Source organism: Ectobacillus soli (genome assembly GCF_042610425.1).
In the GTDB taxonomy this organism is placed as follows: Bacteria; Bacillota; Bacilli; order Bacillales; family Bacillaceae_G; genus Ectobacillus.
Genome location: NZ_JBGJZM010000001.1, coordinates 1209071 through 1232506 on the forward strand (window position 1 = coordinate 1209071; position 23436 = coordinate 1232506).

General features: G+C 36.2%; 23 protein-coding genes. 20 read left to right on the forward strand and 3 right to left on the reverse strand.

Going from position 1 to position 23436, the window contains the following annotated elements; all coding sequences use genetic code 11:
* Nucleotides 1-130 precede the first annotated feature (130 nt).
* The 5 genes from ACAN53_RS06310 to ACAN53_RS06330 all read left to right on the forward strand — a co-directional run bounded on the left by ACAN53_RS06310 (nt 131) and on the right by ACAN53_RS06330 (nt 6175).
* On the forward strand, nt 131-1147 hold the full coding sequence (locus ACAN53_RS06310; protein ID WP_379968151.1) for a MerR family DNA-binding transcriptional regulator: 1017 nt from the start codon (nt 131-133) through the stop codon (nt 1145-1147).
* Between the two features lie 158 nt (nt 1148-1305).
* Nucleotides 1306-2403: an endospore germination permease gene (locus ACAN53_RS06315; protein ID WP_379968153.1), complete on the forward strand. Its 1098-nt coding sequence runs from the start codon at nt 1306-1308 to the stop codon at nt 2401-2403.
* On the forward strand, nt 2396-3829 hold the full coding sequence (locus ACAN53_RS06320) for a spore germination protein (protein ID WP_379968155.1): 1434 nt from the start codon (nt 2396-2398) through the stop codon (nt 3827-3829). Before ACAN53_RS06315 ends, ACAN53_RS06320 begins: the two co-directional genes overlap by 8 nt.
* Complete coding sequence (locus ACAN53_RS06325) at nt 3826-4971, forward strand: Ger(x)C family spore germination protein (protein WP_379968157.1); 1146 nt, start codon at nt 3826-3828, stop codon at nt 4969-4971. Before ACAN53_RS06320 ends, ACAN53_RS06325 begins: the two co-directional genes overlap by 4 nt.
* A 262-nt stretch (nt 4972-5233) precedes the next feature.
* Entirely contained in the window at nt 5234-6175 is a 942-nt protein-coding gene (locus ACAN53_RS06330) for a 3-hydroxyacyl-CoA dehydrogenase family protein (protein WP_379968159.1), read from the forward strand.
* A 619-nt stretch (nt 6176-6794) separates the two neighbouring features.
* Here the strand turns inward: ACAN53_RS06330 and ACAN53_RS06335 are convergent.
* Nucleotides 6795-7739 carry a ketopantoate reductase family protein gene (locus ACAN53_RS06335; RefSeq protein WP_379968161.1) on the reverse strand — a complete coding sequence of 315 codons (945 nt, stop codon included), beginning with the start codon at nt 7737-7739 and terminating at the stop codon, nt 6795-6797.
* A gap of 131 nt (nt 7740-7870) precedes the next feature.
* Here ACAN53_RS06335 and ACAN53_RS06340 point away from each other — a divergent pair, with 131 nt between their 5' ends.
* The gene (locus tag ACAN53_RS06340) at nt 7871-8833 is read left to right on the forward strand and encodes a DUF1835 domain-containing protein (protein ID WP_379968163.1); all 963 of its coding nucleotides are present in this window, start codon (nt 7871-7873) and stop codon (nt 8831-8833) included.
* A 111-nt stretch (nt 8834-8944) separates the two neighbouring features.
* Here the strand turns inward: ACAN53_RS06340 and ACAN53_RS06345 are convergent, their stop codons facing one another.
* Entirely contained in the window at nt 8945-9139 is a 195-nt protein-coding gene (locus ACAN53_RS06345) for an IDEAL domain-containing protein (RefSeq protein ID WP_379968165.1), read from the reverse strand.
* 342 nt (nt 9140-9481) lie between these two features.
* Between ACAN53_RS06345 and ACAN53_RS06350 the strand changes: the two genes are divergently transcribed.
* The 6 genes from ACAN53_RS06350 (at nt 9482) to ACAN53_RS06375 (ending at nt 15262) form a co-directional block, all read left to right on the forward strand.
* A complete protein-coding gene (locus ACAN53_RS06350) occupies nt 9482-10129 on the forward strand; it encodes an alpha/beta hydrolase (protein WP_379968167.1) in 648 nt (215 codons plus the stop codon).
* Between the two features lie 317 nt (nt 10130-10446).
* The gene (locus ACAN53_RS06355; protein WP_379968169.1) at nt 10447-10653 is read left to right on the forward strand and encodes a cysteine-rich CWC family protein; all 207 of its coding nucleotides are present in this window, start codon (nt 10447-10449) and stop codon (nt 10651-10653) included.
* Nucleotides 10654-10678: 25 nt separating this feature from the next.
* The gene (locus tag ACAN53_RS06360; protein ID WP_379968171.1) at nt 10679-11608 is read left to right on the forward strand and encodes a ketopantoate reductase family protein; all 930 of its coding nucleotides are present in this window, start codon (nt 10679-10681) and stop codon (nt 11606-11608) included.
* A gap of 31 nt (nt 11609-11639) precedes the next feature.
* Nucleotides 11640-12398, forward strand: a complete 759-nt coding sequence (locus tag ACAN53_RS06365) for an exodeoxyribonuclease III (protein WP_379968173.1) — start codon at nt 11640-11642, stop codon at nt 12396-12398.
* Between the two features lie 247 nt (nt 12399-12645).
* Nucleotides 12646-13827, forward strand: coding sequence for a PucR family transcriptional regulator (locus ACAN53_RS06370; protein ID WP_379968175.1), 1182 nt, complete (start codon nt 12646-12648; stop codon nt 13825-13827).
* An 82-nt stretch (nt 13828-13909) separates the two neighbouring features.
* Entirely contained in the window at nt 13910-15262 is a 1353-nt protein-coding gene (locus ACAN53_RS06375; RefSeq protein ID WP_379968177.1) for an aminotransferase class III-fold pyridoxal phosphate-dependent enzyme, read from the forward strand.
* Nucleotides 15263-15299: 37 nt separating this feature from the next.
* On the opposite strand, the gene ACAN53_RS06380 is transcribed toward ACAN53_RS06375, so the two are convergent.
* Nucleotides 15300-15974, reverse strand: a complete 675-nt coding sequence (locus tag ACAN53_RS06380; protein WP_379968179.1) for a VOC family protein — start codon at nt 15972-15974, stop codon at nt 15300-15302.
* A 197-nt stretch (nt 15975-16171) separates the two neighbouring features.
* On the opposite strand from ACAN53_RS06380, the gene ACAN53_RS06385 reads away from it, so the two are divergent.
* The 8 genes from ACAN53_RS06385 to gshAB all read left to right on the forward strand — a co-directional run bounded on the left by ACAN53_RS06385 (nt 16172) and on the right by gshAB (nt 23424).
* Complete coding sequence (locus tag ACAN53_RS06385; protein ID WP_379968181.1) at nt 16172-16402, forward strand: AbrB/MazE/SpoVT family DNA-binding domain-containing protein; 231 nt, start codon at nt 16172-16174, stop codon at nt 16400-16402.
* Nucleotides 16396-16629: a type II toxin-antitoxin system PemK/MazF family toxin gene (locus ACAN53_RS06390; protein WP_379968183.1), complete on the forward strand. Its 234-nt coding sequence runs from the start codon at nt 16396-16398 to the stop codon at nt 16627-16629. Before ACAN53_RS06385 ends, ACAN53_RS06390 begins: the two co-directional genes overlap by 7 nt.
* A 152-nt stretch (nt 16630-16781) precedes the next feature.
* Nucleotides 16782-17360 carry an NAD(P)H-dependent oxidoreductase gene (locus ACAN53_RS06395; RefSeq protein ID WP_379968185.1) on the forward strand — a complete coding sequence of 193 codons (579 nt, stop codon included), beginning with the start codon at nt 16782-16784 and terminating at the stop codon, nt 17358-17360.
* A gap of 145 nt (nt 17361-17505) precedes the next feature.
* Nucleotides 17506-18579: an LLM class flavin-dependent oxidoreductase gene (locus ACAN53_RS06400; RefSeq protein ID WP_379968187.1), complete on the forward strand. Its 1074-nt coding sequence runs from the start codon at nt 17506-17508 to the stop codon at nt 18577-18579.
* A gap of 146 nt (nt 18580-18725) precedes the next feature.
* Nucleotides 18726-19292: an NAD(P)/FAD-dependent oxidoreductase gene (locus ACAN53_RS06405; RefSeq protein WP_379968189.1), complete on the forward strand. Its 567-nt coding sequence runs from the start codon at nt 18726-18728 to the stop codon at nt 19290-19292.
* Between the two features lie 107 nt (nt 19293-19399).
* Nucleotides 19400-19711, forward strand: coding sequence for an ArsR/SmtB family transcription factor (locus tag ACAN53_RS06410; protein WP_379968191.1), 312 nt, complete (start codon nt 19400-19402; stop codon nt 19709-19711).
* A gap of 103 nt (nt 19712-19814) precedes the next feature.
* Nucleotides 19815-21137: an MATE family efflux transporter gene (locus ACAN53_RS06415; RefSeq protein ID WP_379968193.1), complete on the forward strand. Its 1323-nt coding sequence runs from the start codon at nt 19815-19817 to the stop codon at nt 21135-21137.
* Nucleotides 21127-23424, forward strand: a complete 2298-nt coding sequence (gene gshAB / locus ACAN53_RS06420) for a bifunctional glutamate--cysteine ligase GshA/glutathione synthetase GshB (protein WP_379968195.1) — start codon at nt 21127-21129, stop codon at nt 23422-23424. The genes ACAN53_RS06415 and gshAB overlap by 11 nt, the downstream gene beginning before the upstream one ends.
* The last annotated feature ends 12 nt before the right edge of the window (nt 23425-23436 follow it).

Here is a 23436-nt window from a genome sequence, read left to right on the forward strand (position 1 = left end):
TATATAAATTGTTATTAAAAATAATATATATATGTTATCATGAACTAGTATTGGAAATATTTTTATATAAAACTAGTATATTATTTTATACTTAATTATAAGTAGCATTATAAATAAAGGAGAATACCAAATGCCTGAAGATGTATTATTTGATGATAAGCCAAAAGTAACAACGAAGGAAGCAGCAACTATGCTTGGAGTAACAGAAGCAACTATTTATCGATATGAAAAGGAGGGAAAGCTTTCTTCTGTTTACAAAGATAACTGGCGTAAAGATGGGACGAAAATGTTTTACGAAGAAGAGGTAACACATATTGTGCAATCCATGAAAAAACCAGGACTCACGATACAAGAAGTTGCAAATCAAGCCGGGGTATCTCACTCAACTGTTTCCAAATGGATTCAAGAAGGAACAGTTGTTGCTGAAAAAACGATATATAATGGAAGAAACACGTATTTTATTTCTGAAAATGAGGCATCTCGTATTCTAGAAGAATTACCTTCACTTATCCATCGTCGATTGGAGAAACGACAGCTATCTGCAATGATTGAAGGGTACGAAGTATTTTTGTATCAGTCGTTTTATCATGAGACGACAAATGAACAAGCACGTATTATGTTATTACAACATAATACTGGAAAAGTGGTTACTGATCGAGAAGATATGTTTCCAGTAGAAGAGCTATTTTCTCGCGGGTTTCGGCCGACATATATAATAGAAAAAAAGCGTCACAGTACGAAACGAGGGCAGGCACGCTTCAGCTTCCGAAAGCCTCAATTTGTACAGGCTGCTGCGTATACAATCATTGAATGGCTTTATCAGTTCGGAGGCACAGCAAATGTGAAAATTGAAGAACACGATCAAATGCTTCATGTAGAAGTAAAACCGTTAACCTTAGAAATTGATCTTCGAGAGCATCAAACTGAAATTGAGTTTTTAGCTAAGCACATTAAAGAAGGTACAGTATCTGTTCGAAGTAATAGTGTATATATTGAAAGTGATATCGAACCTGTTTCATTTTATGTTGAAAAAACAATAAAACAACGCATGAAAGAAGCTGCAGAAGAAGAGAAGATGGGTTTAGAAGAGTGGTTAAAACAGATTGTCGTTTCTTATTTACATAGGGAACAAAATAAAATCGAATAGAGATACAAGACATTAGACTAGCTAGGACGATTTTTTCGTTCTAGTTTTTATTTTAAAAACTATTTAAATTCTAGATGCATGATAAGTGACATTGCATACCTTTTCGTAATATGGGAAATATTATACTCAAGATAATGATGAGTTAAGGGAGGATCATATTGAAAAATTCTGATAGCATCACCGTCTTTCAACTTTCATACTTAGCGATGATGGCTATAGGCTTTAAAACGCATGTCACGATTATTCCACCTTTACTACAGACTGCTGGTCGTGATGGATGGATTTCCGTATTATTCTCCGTTATTGTCATAAGTATATGGTGTATTTTATTGATTTCTATTCATAAAGAAACAAAAAAACAACATTTGACGATTTGGTTAAAACAGCATATAGGCATATTCTTTACGGCGGTCATCATAATTGTAATTTGTATATATTTGATTTTGCTTGCTTCCTTTGCGATACGAGAAACTATAACATGGGTAAGAATTGACTTTTTACCAACAACACCGGAATGGGTAGGCACAATAGTTTTTGGAGCCCTCTGTACGGTTACTGCAGCATTCGGTCTACGGACGATGGCAATTATAAATTTTTTTCTATTGACGATGGTCTTAGTATTCGGATTTTTTGTTGCTACGGTTAATATACAGGTAAAAGACTATTCGTTACTTCTTCCGATATTAGAAAATGGATTTTCACCTGTTTTGAAGGCAAGTATATACCAAATTGCAGCAATGGCAGAACTTCTTTTTTTTCTATTCCTACAACAAAAAGTTGAAAGACCTTTTCGCTATCGTGATTTCTTTATTAATGTTATGCTACTCGGATTTTTAACAATGGGTCCTCTAGTTGCAGCCATTGCCGAATTTGGACCCGTAGAAGCTGCAAAACAACGGCATCCAGCTTATGAAGAATGGGGGCTTGTTCAGCTTGGTCAATTCATCGAACATTTTGATTTTTTATCCATTTATCAATGGTTTTCTGGCGCCTATATTCGCACTTCTTTACTTCTACTCATTATGATAGAGCTTATGAATATAAAGAACAAAAAAATAAAAAAATGGACATTATTTGGTGCATTCCTACTAATGACAAGTGTAGGTTTCATTCCCATGAGTGATTCTGTATTTTATAAACTTCTCATTACCATACTCCTTCCTACGACTGCTTATATTTTTATTGGAATCTCTATTTTGCTTGGAATAATCGTTTTGCTTACTCGACTTAGAGGAGGAAAATCAACCAATGGATGATAAAACATTCCGATCTTTATTTCAAAAATGTGGAGATGTTACATTCCAGCATATTTCTTTATCAGGGTACACAATCCTATTCTCCTTTTGCCAAGGAATGGTTAAGACAGAAATGATCGACTCTATTATTTTTGTAAGATTAAAAAATTTTATAGAGGAATATAAAATCATTACACAGGAAGTGATTCAAGAGAATTTCCCTGTTTCTGGATTAACATGGGTTGAAAATAAAGAACAAATTATCAGTAATGTGTTTTCTGGAAAGCTTGTAATATTAATAGAAGAATCTAATGTAATATTTTCTGTTGACATATCGAGCGTTCCAAATCGAAAACCAGAAGAAACCAAAACAGAAGTGACTGTACAAGGACCAAGGGATAATTTTATTGAAGATCTTACGACGAATGTAGCATTAATTCGTAAGCGATTACGAACTAATTCTCTATGCATAGAATACCTTGAAATTGGCAAACGGTCCAAAACGAAGGTAGGCATTTTTTATATTAATGATATTGCGGATCAAACAATTCTTAAAGAAATTAGAAAAAAACTACAATCTGTTAATATAGATGGTATTTTCAGTGGAAATCAACTAAAGGAACTTTTTGATGATGATCCTTACAATATTTTTCCACGAGGTCAATACACAGGTCGTCCTGATTTTATTGTTGACTCGTTGCTTAGTGGCCGTTTTTCTATCCTTATTGACGGGGTTGCCTATGCAATTATTGCGCCTGCTAATTTATTTTTTTTACTTAAGACAGGAGAAGACACAGAGAATACATATATATATAATTCCTTTGAACGATTGATGCGAGTTATAGGGTTAATTATTTCCACATTTTTACCCGGATTTTGGGTGGCACTAACGTCCTTCCACCAAAATCAAATTCCATTCACCTTGCTTGCCACTGTAGTAGAATCAAGAAGGGGAATTCCGCTTCCAAGTGTATTAGAAGCTTTTTTAATGATGCTTCTATTTGAATTATTCCGAGAAGCGGGGATGAGATTGCCACTTCCAGTTGGCCAGACTTTAAGTGTTGTTGGTGGATTAATTATCGGTGACGCCGCCATTCGCGCTGGATTGACAAGCGCATCAATGCTCGTCATTATTGGAGCTTCCACTGTTGCTACATTTACTCTTTCTAACCAAGCACTTATTGGCACGGTCACTTTGTTGCGCTTCTTTGTTCTTTTCCTTTCTGGTATGTTTGGACTCCCAGGGTTTTTTACAGCTCTTTTCTGCATTTTATTATATATGGCACGAATCCGGACATTTGGGGTTCCCTTTCTTGAAATTGCTACACGTATAAATGTATTAAATATTTTGCACGCTATATTTCGTTTACCAGCTAAAGCAAATAATCAACGTCCACATGCTCTTACTCCAAAGGATAAAACTCGCTCAGGAGGCAAGAAAAGATGAAAAGAGAAAGGATTATTCTGTTATTTTTCATTCTTTGTCCTCTTCTTAGTGGATGCTGGGATTCAGTTGAGCCAGAGCGAATGGCTTATTTACATGGACTAGGTGTTGATTATAAAGATGGCAAGTACGTTGTGTATGTACAACTTTTAAACATAGGAAGTCTAGCAAAATCAGAGAGTGGAGGTACAATTAGTAAAGAAAAGATTGAAATTGGTCACAGTACCGGAAAGGATATAGATGAAGCTATGTTTAAGTTGTACAATTCAACGCAAATTCGCCTCTTTTGGGGACATTTGAAATTTTTGCTACTGTCTAAGTCTGCACTTGAAAACCAAGGATTGGATAAAGTATTGGACTTAATGGACCGTTATCGTGAGACACGCTATCGCATATATATGTATAGTACCGAAGAAGATATTAAACAAGTATTAAGTTCTTATCAGCCAGTACAAATTACTTCAGCACTTAATAAATTGGCAGAGCCCACAAATAGCTTCAAGCAAAACTCTTTCATTTTACCAGTCAAAATGCGTGAGTTTTTAATTGCGCTTCAACAACCAGGAAATTCTGGAGTCCTTCCGAAAGTAAGTTTAACAAAAGGAGACACATGGGGGGAAGATCATAAAAAACTGTCAGCCATTCAACTAGATGGCATGTCTTTGGTAACAAAACAAAATTTAATTGGTTCACTAACCGGTAATGAAGTAGCAGGATATCGATGGATGACAGAAAAGTCAAAACGAAACGGTCTTTCGATTGAGAAAGATGGCAAAGCTATTGCGAAAGTTGTTATGGAGAAAAATAAAGTTAAGATTAAGCCGAGTATGAACGGAGAGAATGTTCACTTTACCATTAACGTTAAAGTTAGCGGAATTATCAATGAATTAGATCAGAGTGCAGATGAAGTGCTTATACGCGATAGCGCTGCTGCAAAAATAAAAGAGGAAATACTGCATACCTATGTTAAAGCAATCACCATGAATGCGGACATCTATCAATTAAATGAAATATTGCATAAAAAAAACAATAAGCTCTGGAAAAAATTAAGTAAAAATGGAATACTCCCTTTGAATGAGGATTCTATTTCGGTTAATGTATCAGTTATGATTAAAGACGCAGGAAAGCTTCGTACTGTTAAATAAATTCCCCCACTTTTGTTATTTTCTCTGAAGTGGGGGTCTTCTCGTTGCTATTGTTTATAGATTCCTACTTTCTCAAATGTGTGTATTGTGCCTTATATATGACAAGTATTCAAGATGAAAATTTAATTTAACTTTAATCTCTATCAAATACATAAAAATTTATTATTTCCAATAATATTAATTTTTATGTATAATTTTGTTATGGTTGGTTATTTGTTCTAAATATTCAACACTATTATCTAGTAATGGGGAGGATTATTATATGAAAAAACGGATAACTGTCATCGGAGCAGGAATTATGGGACATGGCATTGCACAAGCTTGTGCAATAGCTGGAAATGATGTTCATTTATACGATCTAAAAGAAGAGTTTATACAAAAAGCTACGGCTTCTATTCAAAATAACTTAGACATTTACGTTAAACAAGAACTAATCAATTCTGGGGAAAAAGATGAAATATTACAACGTATTTACACAACGATTCACTTACAAGAAAGTGTGAAGGACGCTGATATCATTATTGAAGCAATTCCTGAAGTAATTGAACTGAAATGGGATTTATACAAAAGCTTAGAAACTATGGTAAATGAAGATACCATCATCGCTTCGAACACTTCTACATTACCATTATCTCAACTTATTACATACGCAAAAGTTCCAAGCCGATTCATCATCGCTCATTTTTTTAACCCTGCACATTTAGTACCGCTCGTTGAAATAGTGAAACACGAAACAACCGCACAGCATGTAGTAGATACGACGATGCAATTTATTACGAGCATTGGAAAAACGCCAGTATTATTAAAAAAAGAAGTGCCCGGATTTATTGCCAATCGATTACAAGCTGCACTTTTGCGGGAAGCGCTGCATTTACTGTATAGTGGTGTCGCAGATGCTGCAGACATCGATACAGTAATAAAAAGTGGTCCAGGATTTCGTTGGGCATTTATTGGTCCATTAGAAACAGCTGACTACGGCGGCCTTGATACTTGGAAGCGAGTATTAGATAACCTTTCTCCAGAGTTAGCAAAGGATGAAGGTGCTCCAGAGCTAATATGTCATCTTGTCGAACAAAATAACCTAGGTGTAAAGACAGGAAACGGAATATACAACTATGACAAAGTATCTGTAGAAGCGGAATTAAATAAACGCGATGAAAATTTCATTCAGCTAGCAAAAATAAAACATGCACAAGTAAAATAATGGGGGACATAATATCATATTTACACTTTCTTATATTCGTTGTGATTCAACAGCTCGTAGGCATGCTACCTGACCGAATCGGACGTCGCCCGATATTCGGCTTAAGAGTATTGGACAACGAGTCACTCTTTTTTCTATTACGTAGCAACATGCTGTGCACTGGGAGTTATCGTCTACTGAACCATGTGTGAATCTTCGAAGGATTCTCATATTGAAGCTGAGATAGATGCTGAAAATGTACTTACTGTTCGTGAAACCAGCTCGCGGCAGTCTTACGTATTATTAGTGCTCAAAGGACGAAAACATTTGTAGCAAAACCCAGAAGAGTTCGAGACAGAGGTTATTGAAGCGATCCAGCTTCCCAATTACCTGTACGTCAAGCTACTAAAATATAAGAAACATCTTAGAAGCAATGGAAGTATCTCTGCGTTTTGGAGTTTTATTTAGAAAGACTTAATCCGAATGAATACAAATAAAGAGAATTCAAAGAACGATCTATACATACAAAAGGACCAAAAACTTGGCCTTTTTCTTTTGCTAAAATTAATCAACACGAATGTTTAACAGAACTATGTATCGAATATATCAATGGTACTTGTTATAATAAAATATTAAAGGATTATACCAATGTCTTCGCAAAAGGTGCGTTTTGCATCGCTTCATTTGCTTTAATGATGGAATAGAGCGTTTGATTTACAGGAGTTTCCAATCCGTATTTTTTCCCTAATTCACAAATCACCCCAGCAAAAGTGTCAACCTCTGTTATTCTGCCTAATTCCACGTCTTCAAGCATAGAAGTACGACTTGTTGGATTTAACTGGTTTAACACATCATACCATCTTGTAATATCATCGCCTGATAGACCCACACCAGCTTTATTCGCAACGTGAATTACCTCCCACATCGTCATTTCCATCAGCTGTTTGGCTTCATCAATTGTTTGAAAAATGCCGTAGCGTCCTCGTAACACCGCAGAACATTGGTTGATCCCTACGTTAATCATAAATTTATACCAAAGAGATCGAAGCATATCTTCTGGAATTTCATAGGTAATATCTGTTTGATCAAATAATTCTTTTACTGCTTTTACCTTTTTCGTATAATGTATATTTTCTTTTTCGCCAAACACAATGGTTCCTAAATTTGAAAAGCGAGTATGATTGTCCGCGCGATTGGCATCAATTGCAATACACATGGAATAAAGCATTTTCTCCATACCGTATACTTTTCCAATTGCTTCCTCGCTTGTAATTCCATTTAATAAGGAAAGGATAATAGTTTGTTCTCCCACGTGGTTTTTTATGTCTTTGATAGCTTGTGTTAATTGATTTGCTTTAACCGATACAATAATTAAATCGGCAGGTTCGACAATCTCTGTTGGATTTACATATGTAAAATCATATTTTTCACCATTCACAAAAATTCCCTTTTCTTGATACCGCGCTGCACGCTCTTGTTCAGCAATTACTCGGATTGTACCTTGATGCCGTTTCAATAATTGACTGCCATATGCACAGCCGATTGCTCCAAGACCTATGAGCGATATAGTGTTAATTTGTACCATTTAGATTTCTCCCCCTTATTTATGTACGAATCCTAGATTTATACTCTACTAATACTATATCATTGTTCATATACTCCGTAAAAAACAAATAAAGTCTTATCTCAAAAAAATATACATGAGAAGGTGACTAAATGATTCATATTGTAAATGGGGATGAAGTTGGCAAGAAAATAAAGGATCTTGACGGTGATGTTATCGTTTGGAGAGAAATGTATGATTTTGGTCCACTAACAAAAGATAGCTCGACAGAAGAGTTTATGATCCGTCGCGCAATTTTTTTTGAGAAAAAATTAGGTATTCCAGCAACAATATTTATTGCAAATTGTAAAAATCAAAATCAGCTGCTTAATGATTTGCCGAGATCAACAGAGATAACGCTTTGGTTTGAGCATGATAGATATGATCAAACGATGTTCATGTTTTTACTTCATGAATTATCAAGAAAAGGATTTCATAATCTTTCAATGGTAAGCGTGAATCATTATCCAAGTATTGTACCTTTTTATGGTTTAGGACAATTATCTTCTTCCCAATTAGGTGACCTTTTTCACGATAAAAAGCAACCAATCTCGTCTGATCAAATACATGAAGCAATTACAGGATGGACGGCTTATACCTCACCGAATCCTAGTAATATTGAAAATTGGATTGCTACTTCTAAGGGTCAACTCCCTTTCTTGAAACAAGCAATGCAGACTCATTTAAGTTATTTTCCATCTATACACACAGGATTAAATGAGGTGGAATATTTAGCACTATCCTTTGTTAATACTAGAACTTGCTCATTTACACAGTTGTTTCAATACATATGTCAACAAAGAATTTATGATGGTTTAAGTGATTTACACTTTGCTGCAATTCTAAATCAGCTCATACAAGGTAACCAACCTTTGCTGCACGTTGATGTTCCAATTCCAACTTACAACCATCCTGAGTCAAAATCAAATATGAAATTAACTTCGTACGGTTTAGATGTTTTACAAAGAAAGCGAGATCGGTTTGAGTTAATAGGAATTGATTGGTGGGTAGGTGGTGTGTATCTTCAGCAGGACGACTGGCGTATGAGTGAACAAGGTATTATGAAGCGTTTATGATTGTAAGTAGTTTTTTGTGAGCGAAACAAAAAAGCCCATTTTTAAAAGATTGGGCTTTTTTAGCATATATAAATGATTAAAGAATCTTACAGCGGCAATATAAACATTGGGTTAAGAAATACGTTTTAACTCTTCTGTTAACCGGAAAAATTCATCTTTATTTTTCGCTAGTAATGACTGGTCGATTTCCTCTAGAAGTGTCGATTTTCGAACATCGAATAAAACCTTTTCTAACAACAATTCAGCAAATTGAGCATCTGTAATATTTTCATCGAGTTGTGGAGCATTAAGAAAGTACTTTTCCATTGGAAATCAACTCCTTTGCTTTTTTCTATTATACAATTTATTATCAGATAATTCAAACACGAAAGTTTGAACAAATTTTGACATAAAATTTAATATGCTAGAGCTTTTTATCGAATGAGCAAAAGAGGTACTTGATAGGGGGAATTACGGAATCAAATCCCGCTAACAGCGGAAAGGACAATACTGTGGCAATATCTCTGGATTACCGATTTACAATTCACCTGATTTAGAATCTATTAAAAATTCATATTGAAAAGGTAAAAAAGGTTGTTTATTTTTACTTTTAGTATTATAGTTAATATATAAAAGTAAGTTAATAGACCACAGAAAGAAGGATTAAATATGACAACTTCATATACCTATGACATTCTTTATCCTGAACAGTATGATCCTGATCAAAAGTATCCTGTCATTTTCGCTATGCATGGTATGGGATCAAATGAAAAAGATCTTCCATCTATGCTTGGTGGTGTAAGTGACAAATTTATAATCATTAGTATTCGAGGGCATCTTACACAAGGCAATGGATTTGCTTTCTTTACTATTAAGAGCATTGGAAATCCGGACAGAGCAATTTTTGATGAATCAGTTCGTAACCTTCAGGATTTTATTCAATATGCTACAGAAAAATATCCAATTGATCCTAAGCGACGTTATCTTCTCGGATTTAGCCAAGGGTCTATTATGTCAATGTCACTCGCACTTACCTTGGGAGAAGAAATAAAGGGAATTGTTGCCCTAAGCGGATATATTCCATCATTTGTGAGAAATGAATACGAAAAAAAATCAGTTGCACATACATCCGTATTTATTTCACATGGTGAGCAGGATCCGGTTTTCCCGATTCACATTGGCGATGAAACAAAACAATATTTCCTTGATCAAGGAAGTAATGTCACTTATAAAACATATGATGCTGGTCATGAAGTAACTTCTCAAAATGTAAAAGACCTTACAGATTGGTTGCTTCGTGATTCAATGAATCTATAAGTCGTTTCTCCTATTATGAAATGATCTAGAATTGAGGAGAGTTGGCATGCGAAATAGACCGCAATTGTGGTCTATTTTGCATTTCTACACGTGAGGACAATCTAGCTTCCTCCTATTCTAGTAGGACTGATAATGGATTTTACATAGTGTTCAATCGATACACGTAAAGGAATAGGAGAGCAGTTTGATTCGCCTACCTGAAATTAACTCCGTTGCTTTTTTACCTATACTATTTATGTTCAAATATTGTGTTAAATTTAATATTCGTTCCTTGTGGTACAATAACTGTACATACTAATCTACGAGGGGGGAAGAAAATGAACGAAACAATGTCTAATTGTGCTGCCATTTGTCCCATTTGCGGAAAGGGTAATAGCTGTGGAAATGTACAAGGAAAAGCACATGGGTCCTGTTGGTGTAGCAACGAATCGTTTCCAGAGGACATTTTTAAGCTAGTACCTGAAGAAAAGATTAGAAAATCATGTATATGTCAGGAATGTCTTTCTGCATTCAAGCGAGAATAGAATGCAGAAGTGAGGAGGCCAAACTATGAAAATCGTAGTAATCGGTGCAGGAGCAATCGGGTGTTTTTATGGTAGTTTACTAGCAAAGGCTGGGGAAGATGTAACGTTTGTAGCAAGAGGAGAGACGCTTCGTCATTTGCAGGAACAGGATTTACTCGTACATAGTGTATGGGGAGATTATTCAATGGCAGTTCATGCAATTGATTCTTCCCATCTTAGCGAAATTCGAGATTGTGATTTGATTCTTCTAGCCGTGAAATCTACTTCTCTAACGAGTGTTCTTCCGCAAATTGAGCAGCTTCTTGCAAGTGAAACGAAAATACTATGTCTATTAAACGGCATTGGTAACGAAGAACGACTTGCTGAAACGTTCGGAGCGGAGCGTGTGATTGGCGGCTGCGCCTTTGTGTCTGTTATCAACGAAGGCGCAGGTAGAATTCAGCACCTAGCAAAGGGAGATCTTGCAATTGGTAGTTGGATCAAGCAGACTTCATCGTTTCTTTCCGAATTACGAGCGGCATTTACGAAAGCGGGTGTTGCCGTTACACTTGAAGAAAATATGAAAAAAGCCAAATGGGAAAAGTTACTTTGGAATATCCGATACAATCTCATTACAGCCTTAACGCGAACGACAGTTGGAGAAGCGGTGGATAGTCCATATTTATATGCCATCTTACATGAAATGACAAGTGAGTATATAAATGTTGCTGCATCCATTGGCATTACGTTTGATTTAGAAAAAAATAAGGAAACGTTTCATCCAAATCAAGCTGTAAAACAACATAAAACATCGATGCTACAAGACTTGGAGCACGGGAAAAAAATGGAGTTAGAAGCCCTAGTTGGCTATGTCATCAAGATTGCCAAAGAACAAAATGTTCCTGTTCCAACAATCGAAACTATTTATCAGTTGCTTCAGTTCGAAGAACAAAAAGAAAACTTGGCCCATAGATAAAACATTGTTTCAACAAGGAGATTCATTTTTTATGAAATTAATTTCGTGGAATGTAAACGGCCTACGCGCTTGTGTAAAAAAAGGATTTCTAGAATATTTTAAAAACATGGACGCAGATATTTTTTGTGTGCAAGAAACAAAATTACAAGCAGGACAAATAGATTTAAACTTAGAGAATTACTATCAATATTGGAATTATGCAGTGAAAAAAGGTTACTCGGGCACTGCTGTTTTTTCAAAGCAAAAACCACTAGATGTGAGATATGGTGTTGGCATGGAAGAGGACGAGCAGGAGGGAAGAATCCTTACCTTAGAGTTTGATAGCTTCTTCTTAGTCAATGTGTATACACCTAACTCACAGCGCGACCTGGCACGCCTGGATGTGAGAATGAGATGGGAAGATCAGATACGCAGCTATCTCATCGAATTGGATGGGCGTAAGCCTGTCATTCTGTGCGGGGATTTAAATGTAGCACATCAAGAAATTGATTTGAAAAATCCGAAACCGAATATTGGAAACTCTGGTTTTACAATTGAAGAACGAGGAAAGATGACAGACCTCCTCGCATCCGGATTTATTGATACCTATCGATATCTGTATTCAGATAAGACAGATGTTTACACGTGGTGGTCCTATATGAATCAAGTAAGAGCAAGAAATATTGGCTGGCGCATCGATTATTTCCTTGCTTCCGAACGGTTGAAGGAACATATTCAAGATGTTCAAATTCATGCAGAAGTCATGGGGAGTGACCATTGCCCAGTTGTGTTAGAAATTGAATTGCTTTAAACACAAAGACTACCAAACTCCAAAAATGGTTTGGTAGTCTTTGTATCTTTTATTATCCTCTAAACGTTATTTGCTCTGATGGAATGACTTGTTAATCCCCTTTTTCTCATTACACATACATCTTTCAAAAAATGATTATGTGAGATTTCCTTACAAACTGGTAAGCTATTTACGAATTTCCGTGTAATCTATTTATATAGCAGCCTTTTTTTTAATCATCGAATAGAAAGGAGAGATGGGTATTTTCATGGTGACATTACGAAACATAGCCAGTCTTCCTTCGTTACAAGCTATTTCAGTCGTTGCAGGAGAATCCGGATTAGAACGTTGCATTACAGGAGTGAATGTTACAGAAAGTGTGGATCTTGCAGAATTTATCAGGCCGCATGAACTTATTGTTACCACGGGTATTAATATGAATCATAACGCAGAAGAACTGATTGAAATGGTGAAATCAGCCTTTTACTGTAAAGCTGCAGGCATTGTTTTAAATATAGGTCCTTATATACCTAGTATTCCCTCAGACATCCTGCATTTTGCAAATGAACATCAATTTCCTATATTTGAAATGCCCTGGAGATATCGCATTGCTGACTTTATTAAAATTACCGTCTCCTATTTAACATCAGCACAGAATCTAAAGTGCGACAATCAGCAATTTCTAACCGGCCTTCTGTTCCAAGATCAACTTGATTTAGATGAGTATGAAGCAAAGCGAGCTTATTTTGGTTTTCCTTCTGATGTCGGCTTTAGAGTTATTGTTTGTAACGTCGACCAACGCATTGATTCCATACCAAATGTCCTCACACTTATAGACGAGAGCATTCGCATGCGTTATAAACATTTTCTGTCAATCTCATATGAAAATCAAATCATTTATATGGTAAAGGAACGAGAGACTTATCAAGTTCCCCTTACATCTTTAATCGCATCGTTGAAGCAAAAGAGAGGAGATGTAAGACTAGGGATTGGTAACGTGTACGAGAAATTGAAGGATGTAAAAAACAGCTATCAAGAAGCACGCCACGTAATTAAACTTTGCCAAAATCGCTGTAGTCAGACGATATATGCATATGAAAAGATGGGTGCCTATAAACTATTACTACATTTACAGTATCGGCACATGGCAGAAGAATATCATCATGAAATTCTAGGACCGCTCTATCGATATGACAGACTACATCAAACAGATTACGTTCCCTTTCTTCGCATTTTTATTGAAGAGGATGGGCATACATCAACAATAGGGCGAAGAAACTATATCCACCGGAATACCGTTCTTTATAAAATAAAAAAAATTGAATCGATACTCGAATGTAGTGTAAACACTACATTTATTAAAACAAATATAACACTAGCCTTTATGATCGAGGATATGTTTGAGTTACATACATCCTTAGATTGTGCAGTTGCACAATCTTTTTTGTAAAGGTGGTTCTTGTCAAAGCGGCTATAATTGCGATACGATTAAATTATCAAATAATTCAGAATTGTTAAAGGGGGAACAAGCAATGAAACCGATTGAAGATACACAAATAAAGAAAGATGATAAAGAATACGTCATGCATTCCTGGTCAAAGCAAAAGAATGTGAACCCAAAAATCATAAAAAACGCGGAAGGGATTTTCTTCTGGGATGAAAAAGGCAAGAAATATTATGATATGTGTTCCCAGCTTGTGTACTTAAATGTAGGACATCAGCATCCAAAACTACTTGAGGAGTTTAAGCATATCGGCGAGATTCCTATTGCAGCACCAGGCTTTGCCACTGCACCTAAAGCAGAATTAGCGAGAAAAATCATTGAAGTAGCCCCAAGTAATATGGCGAAGGTTTTCTTCACAAATGGGGGAGCCGAATCCAATGATCATGCTGTCAAAATCGCCCGAATGGCAACTGGGCGCTATAAAATTTTTTCCCGCTATCGTTCTTATCACGGCGCAACATTTGGTGCCGGTAATTTAACCGGTGAGGCTCGCCGCTTCACAGTAGAACCGGGTCTTCCTGGCTTTATTAAATTCGATACGCCGTATTTATACAGAGAAGTGATTGATTTTGCTAGTGAAGAGGATGCAACAAAGTTTTATATTAGCCGGTTACATAACCAAATTCAATACGAAGGTCCGGAAACGATTGCGGCCATCTTTATGGAGCCTATTCCAGGTAGCAATGGTGTTATTATTCCGCCAAAAGGCTATTTAGAAGGAGTTCGGGAGCTTTGTGATCAGTACGGAATTCTTATGATTTGTGATGAAGTGATGACAGGGTTTGGTCGTACAGGGAAAATGTTCGCCGTACAGAATTATGACTTTGAGCCAGATATGATGACTTTTGCTAAAGGAGTTACATGTGGCTATAGTCCGCTTGGCGGCGTCATTGTAAGTGAAAAAGTAGCAAACTACTTTGATGATAACGTATTTATGACCGGTTTAACCTATAGTGGTCATACCGTTTCCACGCAAATCGGCTGTGCGACACTTGATATTTATAAGGATGAAAATTTAATTGAACATGCTGCAGAAATGGGGAAAGTATTAGCAGCGCGGTTAGAAAAACTTCTAAAATTTGATTCGGTTGGTGAAGTTCGCTCCATCGGTTTATTTGCTGCTGTAGAACTTGTGAAGGACAAAGAAACGAGAGAGCCGATTATCGCATACGGAATGGATTACGGAAAAGATAAAGTGGGGCTTATGGGTAAATTTGTTAGCCTCCTCTCGGAACAAGGCTTTTACACATACTCTCATGAATCTAGCGTCATCATCGCACCGCCGCTCATTATTATTGAGGATCAACTTAACGCAGCAATGGATATTTTTGAATCAGTGGTTAAACAATTCGAAACAGAATACTTATTTGTGAATCGATGATTTCCCGGAACACCAAGGAGCCGAGCCTCTTTGGTGTTCATGTATTCATTTCTCCTTTTTCATTTAGTTTAATAATTCGTCCGTCATCTAATGCTATGGAAACCGGGTATATTTCAGACTCGCGGTTTGAAAAATACCATCGTCGTTTACGCGGAACGAGAAGAAAAAAGGCTCCGTCCTCATACTCCCCGATAAAATTCAAGTTGTCTGCGTCTAGTGGTTCATCCCGCATAACTGGAAAACCGAGTTGTAGCATACGCTTTCCTACAGTTATCACATCATTTGTCGTTGTACTAATTTCTCCTACTGATAAAATTTCTTCTGCAGAGAAAACAGAATTCTCAGAAGCGCGCGATACAGAATGTCTGGCAATGAGTTCCACTATATTTCCTGAAGGATCTTGAAAATACAATGAACTTGCATCGATAGATTGAAAGTACACTTCGTCCTCACCATCTTCTTTATTTAAAACAACTCTCGTCTTGGCCCATTCCTTTGCTGCATGAAACAAATTTTTCGGAATGTTAAAAGCAAAGTGATAAAAGGGAGAGCCCTCCTCATCATACGTTTGGAATTTCAACCTACTTGCTCCCGCCTGAACTTCAAAGCTTATATCATCTTCAGACAATAACGGAAATCCGAGATGCACCGCGTAGAAATCTTTCGTTTCCTTTAGAAAAGAGCTAAAGAGCGTGACTTGCTTGATGAACATAATGCGGCCCCCTTTGGTTTAAAGTTAGAGAAAGCGGAGATATGTTTCTAACATTGCAACAACCTATACTATTTATTCTGGTTATGCGATTCCCTTTCTTTTATAATAAATATGTATGTAGTCAGCCATCGTATTAAGTTCTAAGAAAAATTCTATTATCACAGCCGATGTATATACGAAAGAATGGAGGAGAAATGATGTCACATATTCAGAAATGGGGGAATAGTTTAGGAGTTAGGATACCGAAAGCACTCCTCGCGCAAGTTGGAATGAACGAGGGTGCTGAAGTGGATTTTGTGGCAGAAGGTGATACTATTATTGTGAAACCAAAACAAAAGAGACTAGATTCTTTTTTATCGAAAATAACAAATGAAACTCTTCATCATGAAATCCAAACAGGAGAACCACAAGGTCGTGAAACGTGGTAAGTAATTATGTCCCCAGTCGTTGTGATCTTGTTTGGCTACAATGTAATCCTCAATCTGGTCACGAACAATCAGGAAAAAGACCCGCACTCGTTCTTTCACCACTAGAATATAACAAAAAAGTAGGGTTAGCTATTTTTTGCCCCATCACCTCTATAAAAAAAGGGTATCCGTTTGAATTCGAGATTCCTCAATCTTATCCAATTGAAGGTGTTATTTTAAGTGATTAAGTGAAGAGTAGATTGGCAATCAAGAAATTTGATGTTTATTTGCAAGGTTGATGACGAAATATGTAACGAAGTAATGCTAAATCTATCAATGCTGCTCTACTAGTATACTTTCTATATACTACTTTCATCATTCACTACCCTGGAGGAAGCTTATGAAAAAAATACTTATCATTCTTGGTCATCCCGATTCAGATTCTTATTGCGGGGCTATTGCAAAAACTTATGAAGAAGCGGCTCGCTCAAAAGGGGCTGAGGTAAACCGGCTCTTTCTTGGCGACATGCAGTTTCAGCTTAATCTTGCACATGGATATAAAAAGCGAACAGAATTAGAAGCAGACCTAGTGCAAGCTCAGCAGCTAATAAAATGGGCTGACCATCTCGTATTTGTTTATCCGACATGGTGGGGAACGATGCCTGCGTTGTTAAAAGGCTTCATCGACCGCACATTTTTGCCGGGATTCGCTTTTTCGTACCGGAAAAACTCATCCTTATGGGACAAGTTGTTAACCGGAAAAACAGCAAGACTCCTTGTTACAATGGATACTCCGATTTGGTATTATGCGTTTGTCTATAAAAATGTTGGGCACCAAATTATGAAAAATAATATTTTATCTTTTTGCGGCATAAAGCCCGTACGCGTCCTTTCGTTAGGATCTGTGAAAATGGCTTCGGAAGAAAGGAAAAAGAATTGGCTGCAAAAGGTTCGAGTATTAGGAGAAAAAATGATATAGCAATCTTAAAAAGTTTAGGTGCTCACCTAAACTTTTTTTATAGTTTTAAAACGAAAGGATTGTTCTTTATAACTATAAATAGTATAGTTAATAAATAATAGTAATAAAGTTAATTATCTTTAAAAGTTACAAGGAGGAATAGAAAATGAATGAAAATAATAACATAGAAGCTTCAACCAAAAAAGGAATGGAAATCGGTATTTATACGTTCGGTGATGTCATACAAAACAAACAAACAGGGAAAAGAGTCAGCTCCCATCAACGAATTAAAGAAATTATCGAAGCAGCAAAACTAGCGGATGAAGCAGGTCTTGATATATTTGGGCTTGGCGAGCATCATAGTACAGATTTTGCTGTTAGTTCACCTGCCGTTGTCTTAGGCGCAATCGCCCAGCAGACGAAAAACATTCGGTTAACAACGACAACGACTGTTCTTAGTACGAATGATCCTGTCCGTGTATACGAAGACTTTGCGACACTTGACCTTATATCTGACGGACGTGCAGAAATACTTGCAGGGCGCGGTGCCTTCGTTGAATCGTTCCCGCTCTTTGGCTATGACTTAGCTGACTATAGTGAGCTATTTGCAGAGAAAATTGAACTATTGTTAAAGCTGAATGAAAATGAACGGATTACATGGAATGGGAACTTTCGGTCACCATTGCAAGATGTAGAACTTACGCCGCGCCCTATGCGGGGGCAACTTCCAATCTGGATTGGAGTAGGGGGAACACCGGAAAGTGCAAGAAGAGCAGGGCGTCTTGGTACTGGCATGGCAATTGCTATTTTAAGCGGAAATGGGGATAACTTTAAGCCACTCGTGGAACTCTATCGTAAAACCGGTCTGTTAGCAGGGCACAGCTTAGATCAGCTGAAAGTGGGTATCACAACACATGCTTATATTGCTGACACTACGCAGCAAGCGAAGGATGAATTCTACTCTTCCTATGTCAATTACTTTGGTTATCTTATGAAACTGATGCAAGGAATTGATACAAACGTCTCTCGCGCAGATTTTGAGCATCTATCTAATCGCCTTTTTGTCGGAAGCCCACAAGAAATCATTGAAAAAATACTCTATCAATATGAATTATTTGGTCATCAACGTTTTATCGCGCAAATGGACATTGGCGGCATGCCATATAAACAAGTCGCAAAGGCAATTGAACTTCTTGCGACAGAAGTAGCACCGGTTATCCGGAGGGAGACGAGTAAATAAATACACTTACATTTTCCAAAATGCTAAATTTGAAATGGAGTCCATTGAATTTCAGTATAAAGATGTTATCCTTATGCTAGATTAAAAAAATAAAAAGGATTAAGAACCCTTTATACAAAACAAGAGATTGGATGTGCTTTTACAGTATGAAATTAGATGTAGCAATAGTCGGCGGTGGTATTAGTGGTCTTTCCGCAGCGTTATATACGGGACATGCTGGATTAAAAACAGTCGTATTCGATACAGTTGCATCACAAATTAAAAAAGTATCTGCCTTATCAAACTACTTAGGAACACCTGGTCTTTCTGGTGATCAGCTACTTGAACAATTTACAAAACAGATAAAGGATTATGCCCAGCTAAAACAAGAAAATGTAGAAGGAATTCAAAAAGAAGGCGATATGTTTATAGTTAGTACAGATAAAGAAACCTATCAAGCCAAACGAGTAATTGTAGCAACGAATGTAAATACACAACTTTTAGAAAAATTAGGATTTGAAATTGGGATAAATGAAAACATCAAAAGCGGAAAGATAAAAAAGGTGGTTGGTGTTAACTGGGAAGGAATCACTTCCATTCCGAACCTTTATATCACTGGTTTATTAACTGGTATTCCGAGTCAGGCCATGATAGCTGCTGGTCAAGGGGCTGCGGTTGGTGTTCGTATTGCACAAGAAGCAACTGGTGAGAAGTATATGTGGCATGATAAATAATAAGAACAATAAGAGCATCTTACCTAGTAGGATGCTCTTTATCTTGAAAGTATACAAATGTAAACATATAATTAAAACATCAAAAAAAATTGATGAAGGAAGATTATATGAATACAAAACCAATGTTTAAACAATATGAACTGAAATTTAAAGCTTTAGCTGATCAAAAAAGATTGGAAATTCTCTATGAATTATGTCAAAGAGGCAAGACTTGTGTTTGTGATTTAACTGAAGCATTTGAAATGACACAATCCAAATTATCCTATCATTTAAAGGTTTTATTAGATGCCAATTTAATCACAAAAGAGGTCAAAGGAACTTGGAATTATTATGCTTTGAATGAAACAGAACTCAATGATACATTATCGGTACAACTTTGTAATGTCTTTAGTAAAATTCATAAAGATGGTTGTTGCTAAATGTTCACATATTATATCAATTTTATTTGATTTAATATACAACCCAATATATATAAGGATATAATTATATAAAAAGAAAGACAATAGAGTAGGGGCATGGCAAATGAAAAAAAATGATTTAACATCTGGAACCGAATTATTTGTTATTTCTAACCTTGCACTTCCCTTGATTGGAAGTGCTTTGCTTCAATTTCTGTATAACTTCATTGATCTGTTCTTTGTAGGAGGATTAGGTTCAAATGCCCTTGCTACCGTAGGGTCTGCTAGTTTTTTTATGAATGTAGGATATGCTTTTCAAGCCATGATTGTAGCTGGTGGTGGGATAAAGATTGCACATGCAATAGGAGGTAACAAAGAGAAAGAACTTTCCTCTTATATCGGCAACAGCATCTTCTTAAATCTATTATTTGGGGTGCTTACAGAAGTCGTATTCCTATTGTATGGACATAACTTATTGGGATTTCTAGGTTTAAACAATAAAGAAGTAGAAATATCTTCTTATTGGTACCTAGCTGTATCCGGTGTTATGCTGTTTTTTTCCTATTTCAATACCTTTTTCATTCGCATGTTTAGTAGCTTTGGAAATAATAAACAAAGCTTTTATATAAGTGCAATGGGGATCATCTTAAATATTGTTCTCGATCCCATTTTCATTTATTGGTTTAAATGGGGAGTAATAGGTGCAGCGATTGCGACACTTTTTGCACAAATCATCATGTTTGCCTCATTTGTATACCTTGCAAAAGATGTCTTACTTAATAGGGATAATAAGCAATTAAGCCTAAACAAGTCGTTGGATATTGTAAAGCTAGGTTTACCAATGTCTGTACAACGCGTACTTTTTACAATCATTTCGATTCTTTTAGCTAAATTAATCGTTTCCTACGGAACTAATGCGATTGCAGCTCAAAAAATTGGCTTTCAAATTGAATCTGTAACTTTTGTCGTAATGGGTTCTCTAAGTGGTGCTGTTAGTAGCTTTATAGGTCAAAATTTTGGGGCAGCAAAACATACAAGAATTTTGGCAGGATACCAAGTAAGTATGATGTTAGGAATTCTATACGCTCTCGTAACGAGTATTCTATTTTTCTTCTGGCCTGAGCAACTTGCACGCCTCTTTACGCTAGATAGAGAAACAATTGGTATTGCTTCCTCTTACTTAAAAATAGTCGGCATATCACAAATATTTATGGCAATGGAGATGATTAGTACTGGTGTGTATATAGGAATAGGTTTACCTAATATATCCAGTACAATCTCTATTGTTTTCACTGCTTTACGCATACCGTTAGCTATGTATCTTATCCCTATAGCTGGACTTAATGGGGTTTGGTGGAGTATTACTATCTCTTCCATTCTAAAGGGAGTTTTGTCTGTTATTATTTTTCAAATTGTATATAAAAGGAGAATGCAACATGAATTTTGATCTGTTTTCTGGACTTTCAACACAACAAATTCTTTCAGCTGAATTTGGAATTGAACGGGAAGGACTGCGTGTAACCAATGATGGGGTTCTTTCTTTAAAATCACATCCAAGCGTATTTGGAGACAAAAAAGAAAATCCATACATTACAACGGACTTCTCGGAAAGTCAATTAGAAGTAGTTACCCCTCCCTTTACTAAAACAATAGACGCAGTGAATTTTTTGGATTCCTTATACAATATAGTGGCTTTAGAACAAAAAGACGAATGGATTTGGCCACAATCCATGCCTGCCATTACACCTGAAGACGAACATATTCCACTTGCCGTTTTTTCTGATAAAGGAAACGATCAAAAGTACAGAGAATATTTGGCAAGAAAATATGGAGGTAAAAAGCAATTAATTTCTGGAATTCATATTAATTTTTCCATAGGAAAGGCACTATTAGATGCTCTTTACGCTAAAACGGATCAAAAAACATCTCTTCAAGATTTTAAACAGCATTTCTATTTAAAGCTTACTCGAAACTACTTACGTTATAATTGGCTACTCGTCTACTTACTTGGAGCTACTAGCACGATACACAAAACATTTGAACAAGAGTGTGTCGAAACATTAAATGAAATTTCTAAGGATACGTATTCAAATGAAGGGGCTATTTCTTTTCGAAATAGTATGTGTGGATACCAAAATAAACAACATATATGGCCGGATTATTCTTCCACTGAAAATTATGTTGCATCCATTAACTCCTATATTCAAAATGGTTTACTTAATGATTTTCGAGAGCTATATTCACAAGTACGGCTAAAAGGTCCAGGAATCTATTACAAAGCTGAAGACTTGCTTAAAAATGGGATTGCATATATAGAAATTCGTACAATCGATATCAATCCATTTGTCAAGAGTGGATTAACCTTAGATGACTTAGACTTTATTCATCTTTTGTTATTGTTTTGCATAGCAAAAGATGAGAGTGATTATGTAAATTGGCAAGAAGAGGGCGAGTCTAATAGTAAAAGAGTAGCAGTCAGCGGGCAAAATACGGAAACAATTCTCTATAAGGATGGGACAGGAGTTTCTTTACAGAAATGGGCCTTTGAAATTTTAGAGCATCTTCTAGAGATGAATAAGAAATATAAATTACCTTTCGAACGCATTTTAAACGAAAAAATTGAAGTCGTAAAAGATCATCAAAAAACGTATTCTTACCGAATTACCGAACTTTGTCATGAGAAAGGATATATAAAGGCACATATGGAATTGGCCAAACATTACAAACAAAAAGCATTCTCTGAACGATTCCAATTAAAACCGTATACAGATATGGAACTTTCTACACAAATTCTCATGCAAGAAAGTATTAAAAGAGGCATCCATATTGAAATCTTGGATAGAAAAGAGAATTTTATAGCATTAACAAAGGGTAATCATACAGAATATGTAAAACAAGCTACAAAAACGAGTAAGGATCAATACATTTCTGTATTAGTTATGGAAAACAAAAGTGTAACAAAAAAAATTCTAGAGAGATATCATATTTCAGTACCTGGCGGAGAAGAGTTTTTTGATATAGAATCTGCCATAGATTCCCTTCCTCGATGGATTCATAAGCCTGTGGTTATAAAGCCTAAATCAACCAATTTCGGTTTAGGGATATCTATTTTTCCGCAAGGCACAAATAAAGAAGAATTAATGCAAGGAGTACATCTCGCGTTTCAGGAGGATTCCACCATTCTTATTGAACCTTTTATTAAGGGGAAAGAATATCGCTTTTTGGTGATTGGTGATGAAGTAGCAGCTGTCTTGCACAGAGTTCCAGCTAATGTAATCGGTGACGGGACATCTACGATTACACAATTAATCGAATGCAAAAATGTTGATCCATTGCGAGGAAAAGGATATAAAACTCCACTAGAAAAAATTAGAATTGATGAAAGTATGAAGCTTTTCCTTCAACAACAAAATCTTAACGTCGATACAGTTTTACCAAAAGGGAAATTACAATACTTACGGGAGAATTCTAATATATCTACTGGCGGCGACAGTATCGATGTCACGGATATCGTACCCAACACATTTAAATATATAGCAGTAGATGCGTCTAAGGCAGTTGGTGCAAACATTTGCGGGGTTGATATGATTCTTGAAGATGTAACAGATGAGAAATCCCCTTATTCCATAATTGAATTGAACTTTAATCCAGCTATTCATATTCATTGTTTCCCTTACAAAGGAAAAGAGCGGAATATCGCATATAAAATTATTAAGCTTCTTGATTTAGTTTAAATCGAACAAATT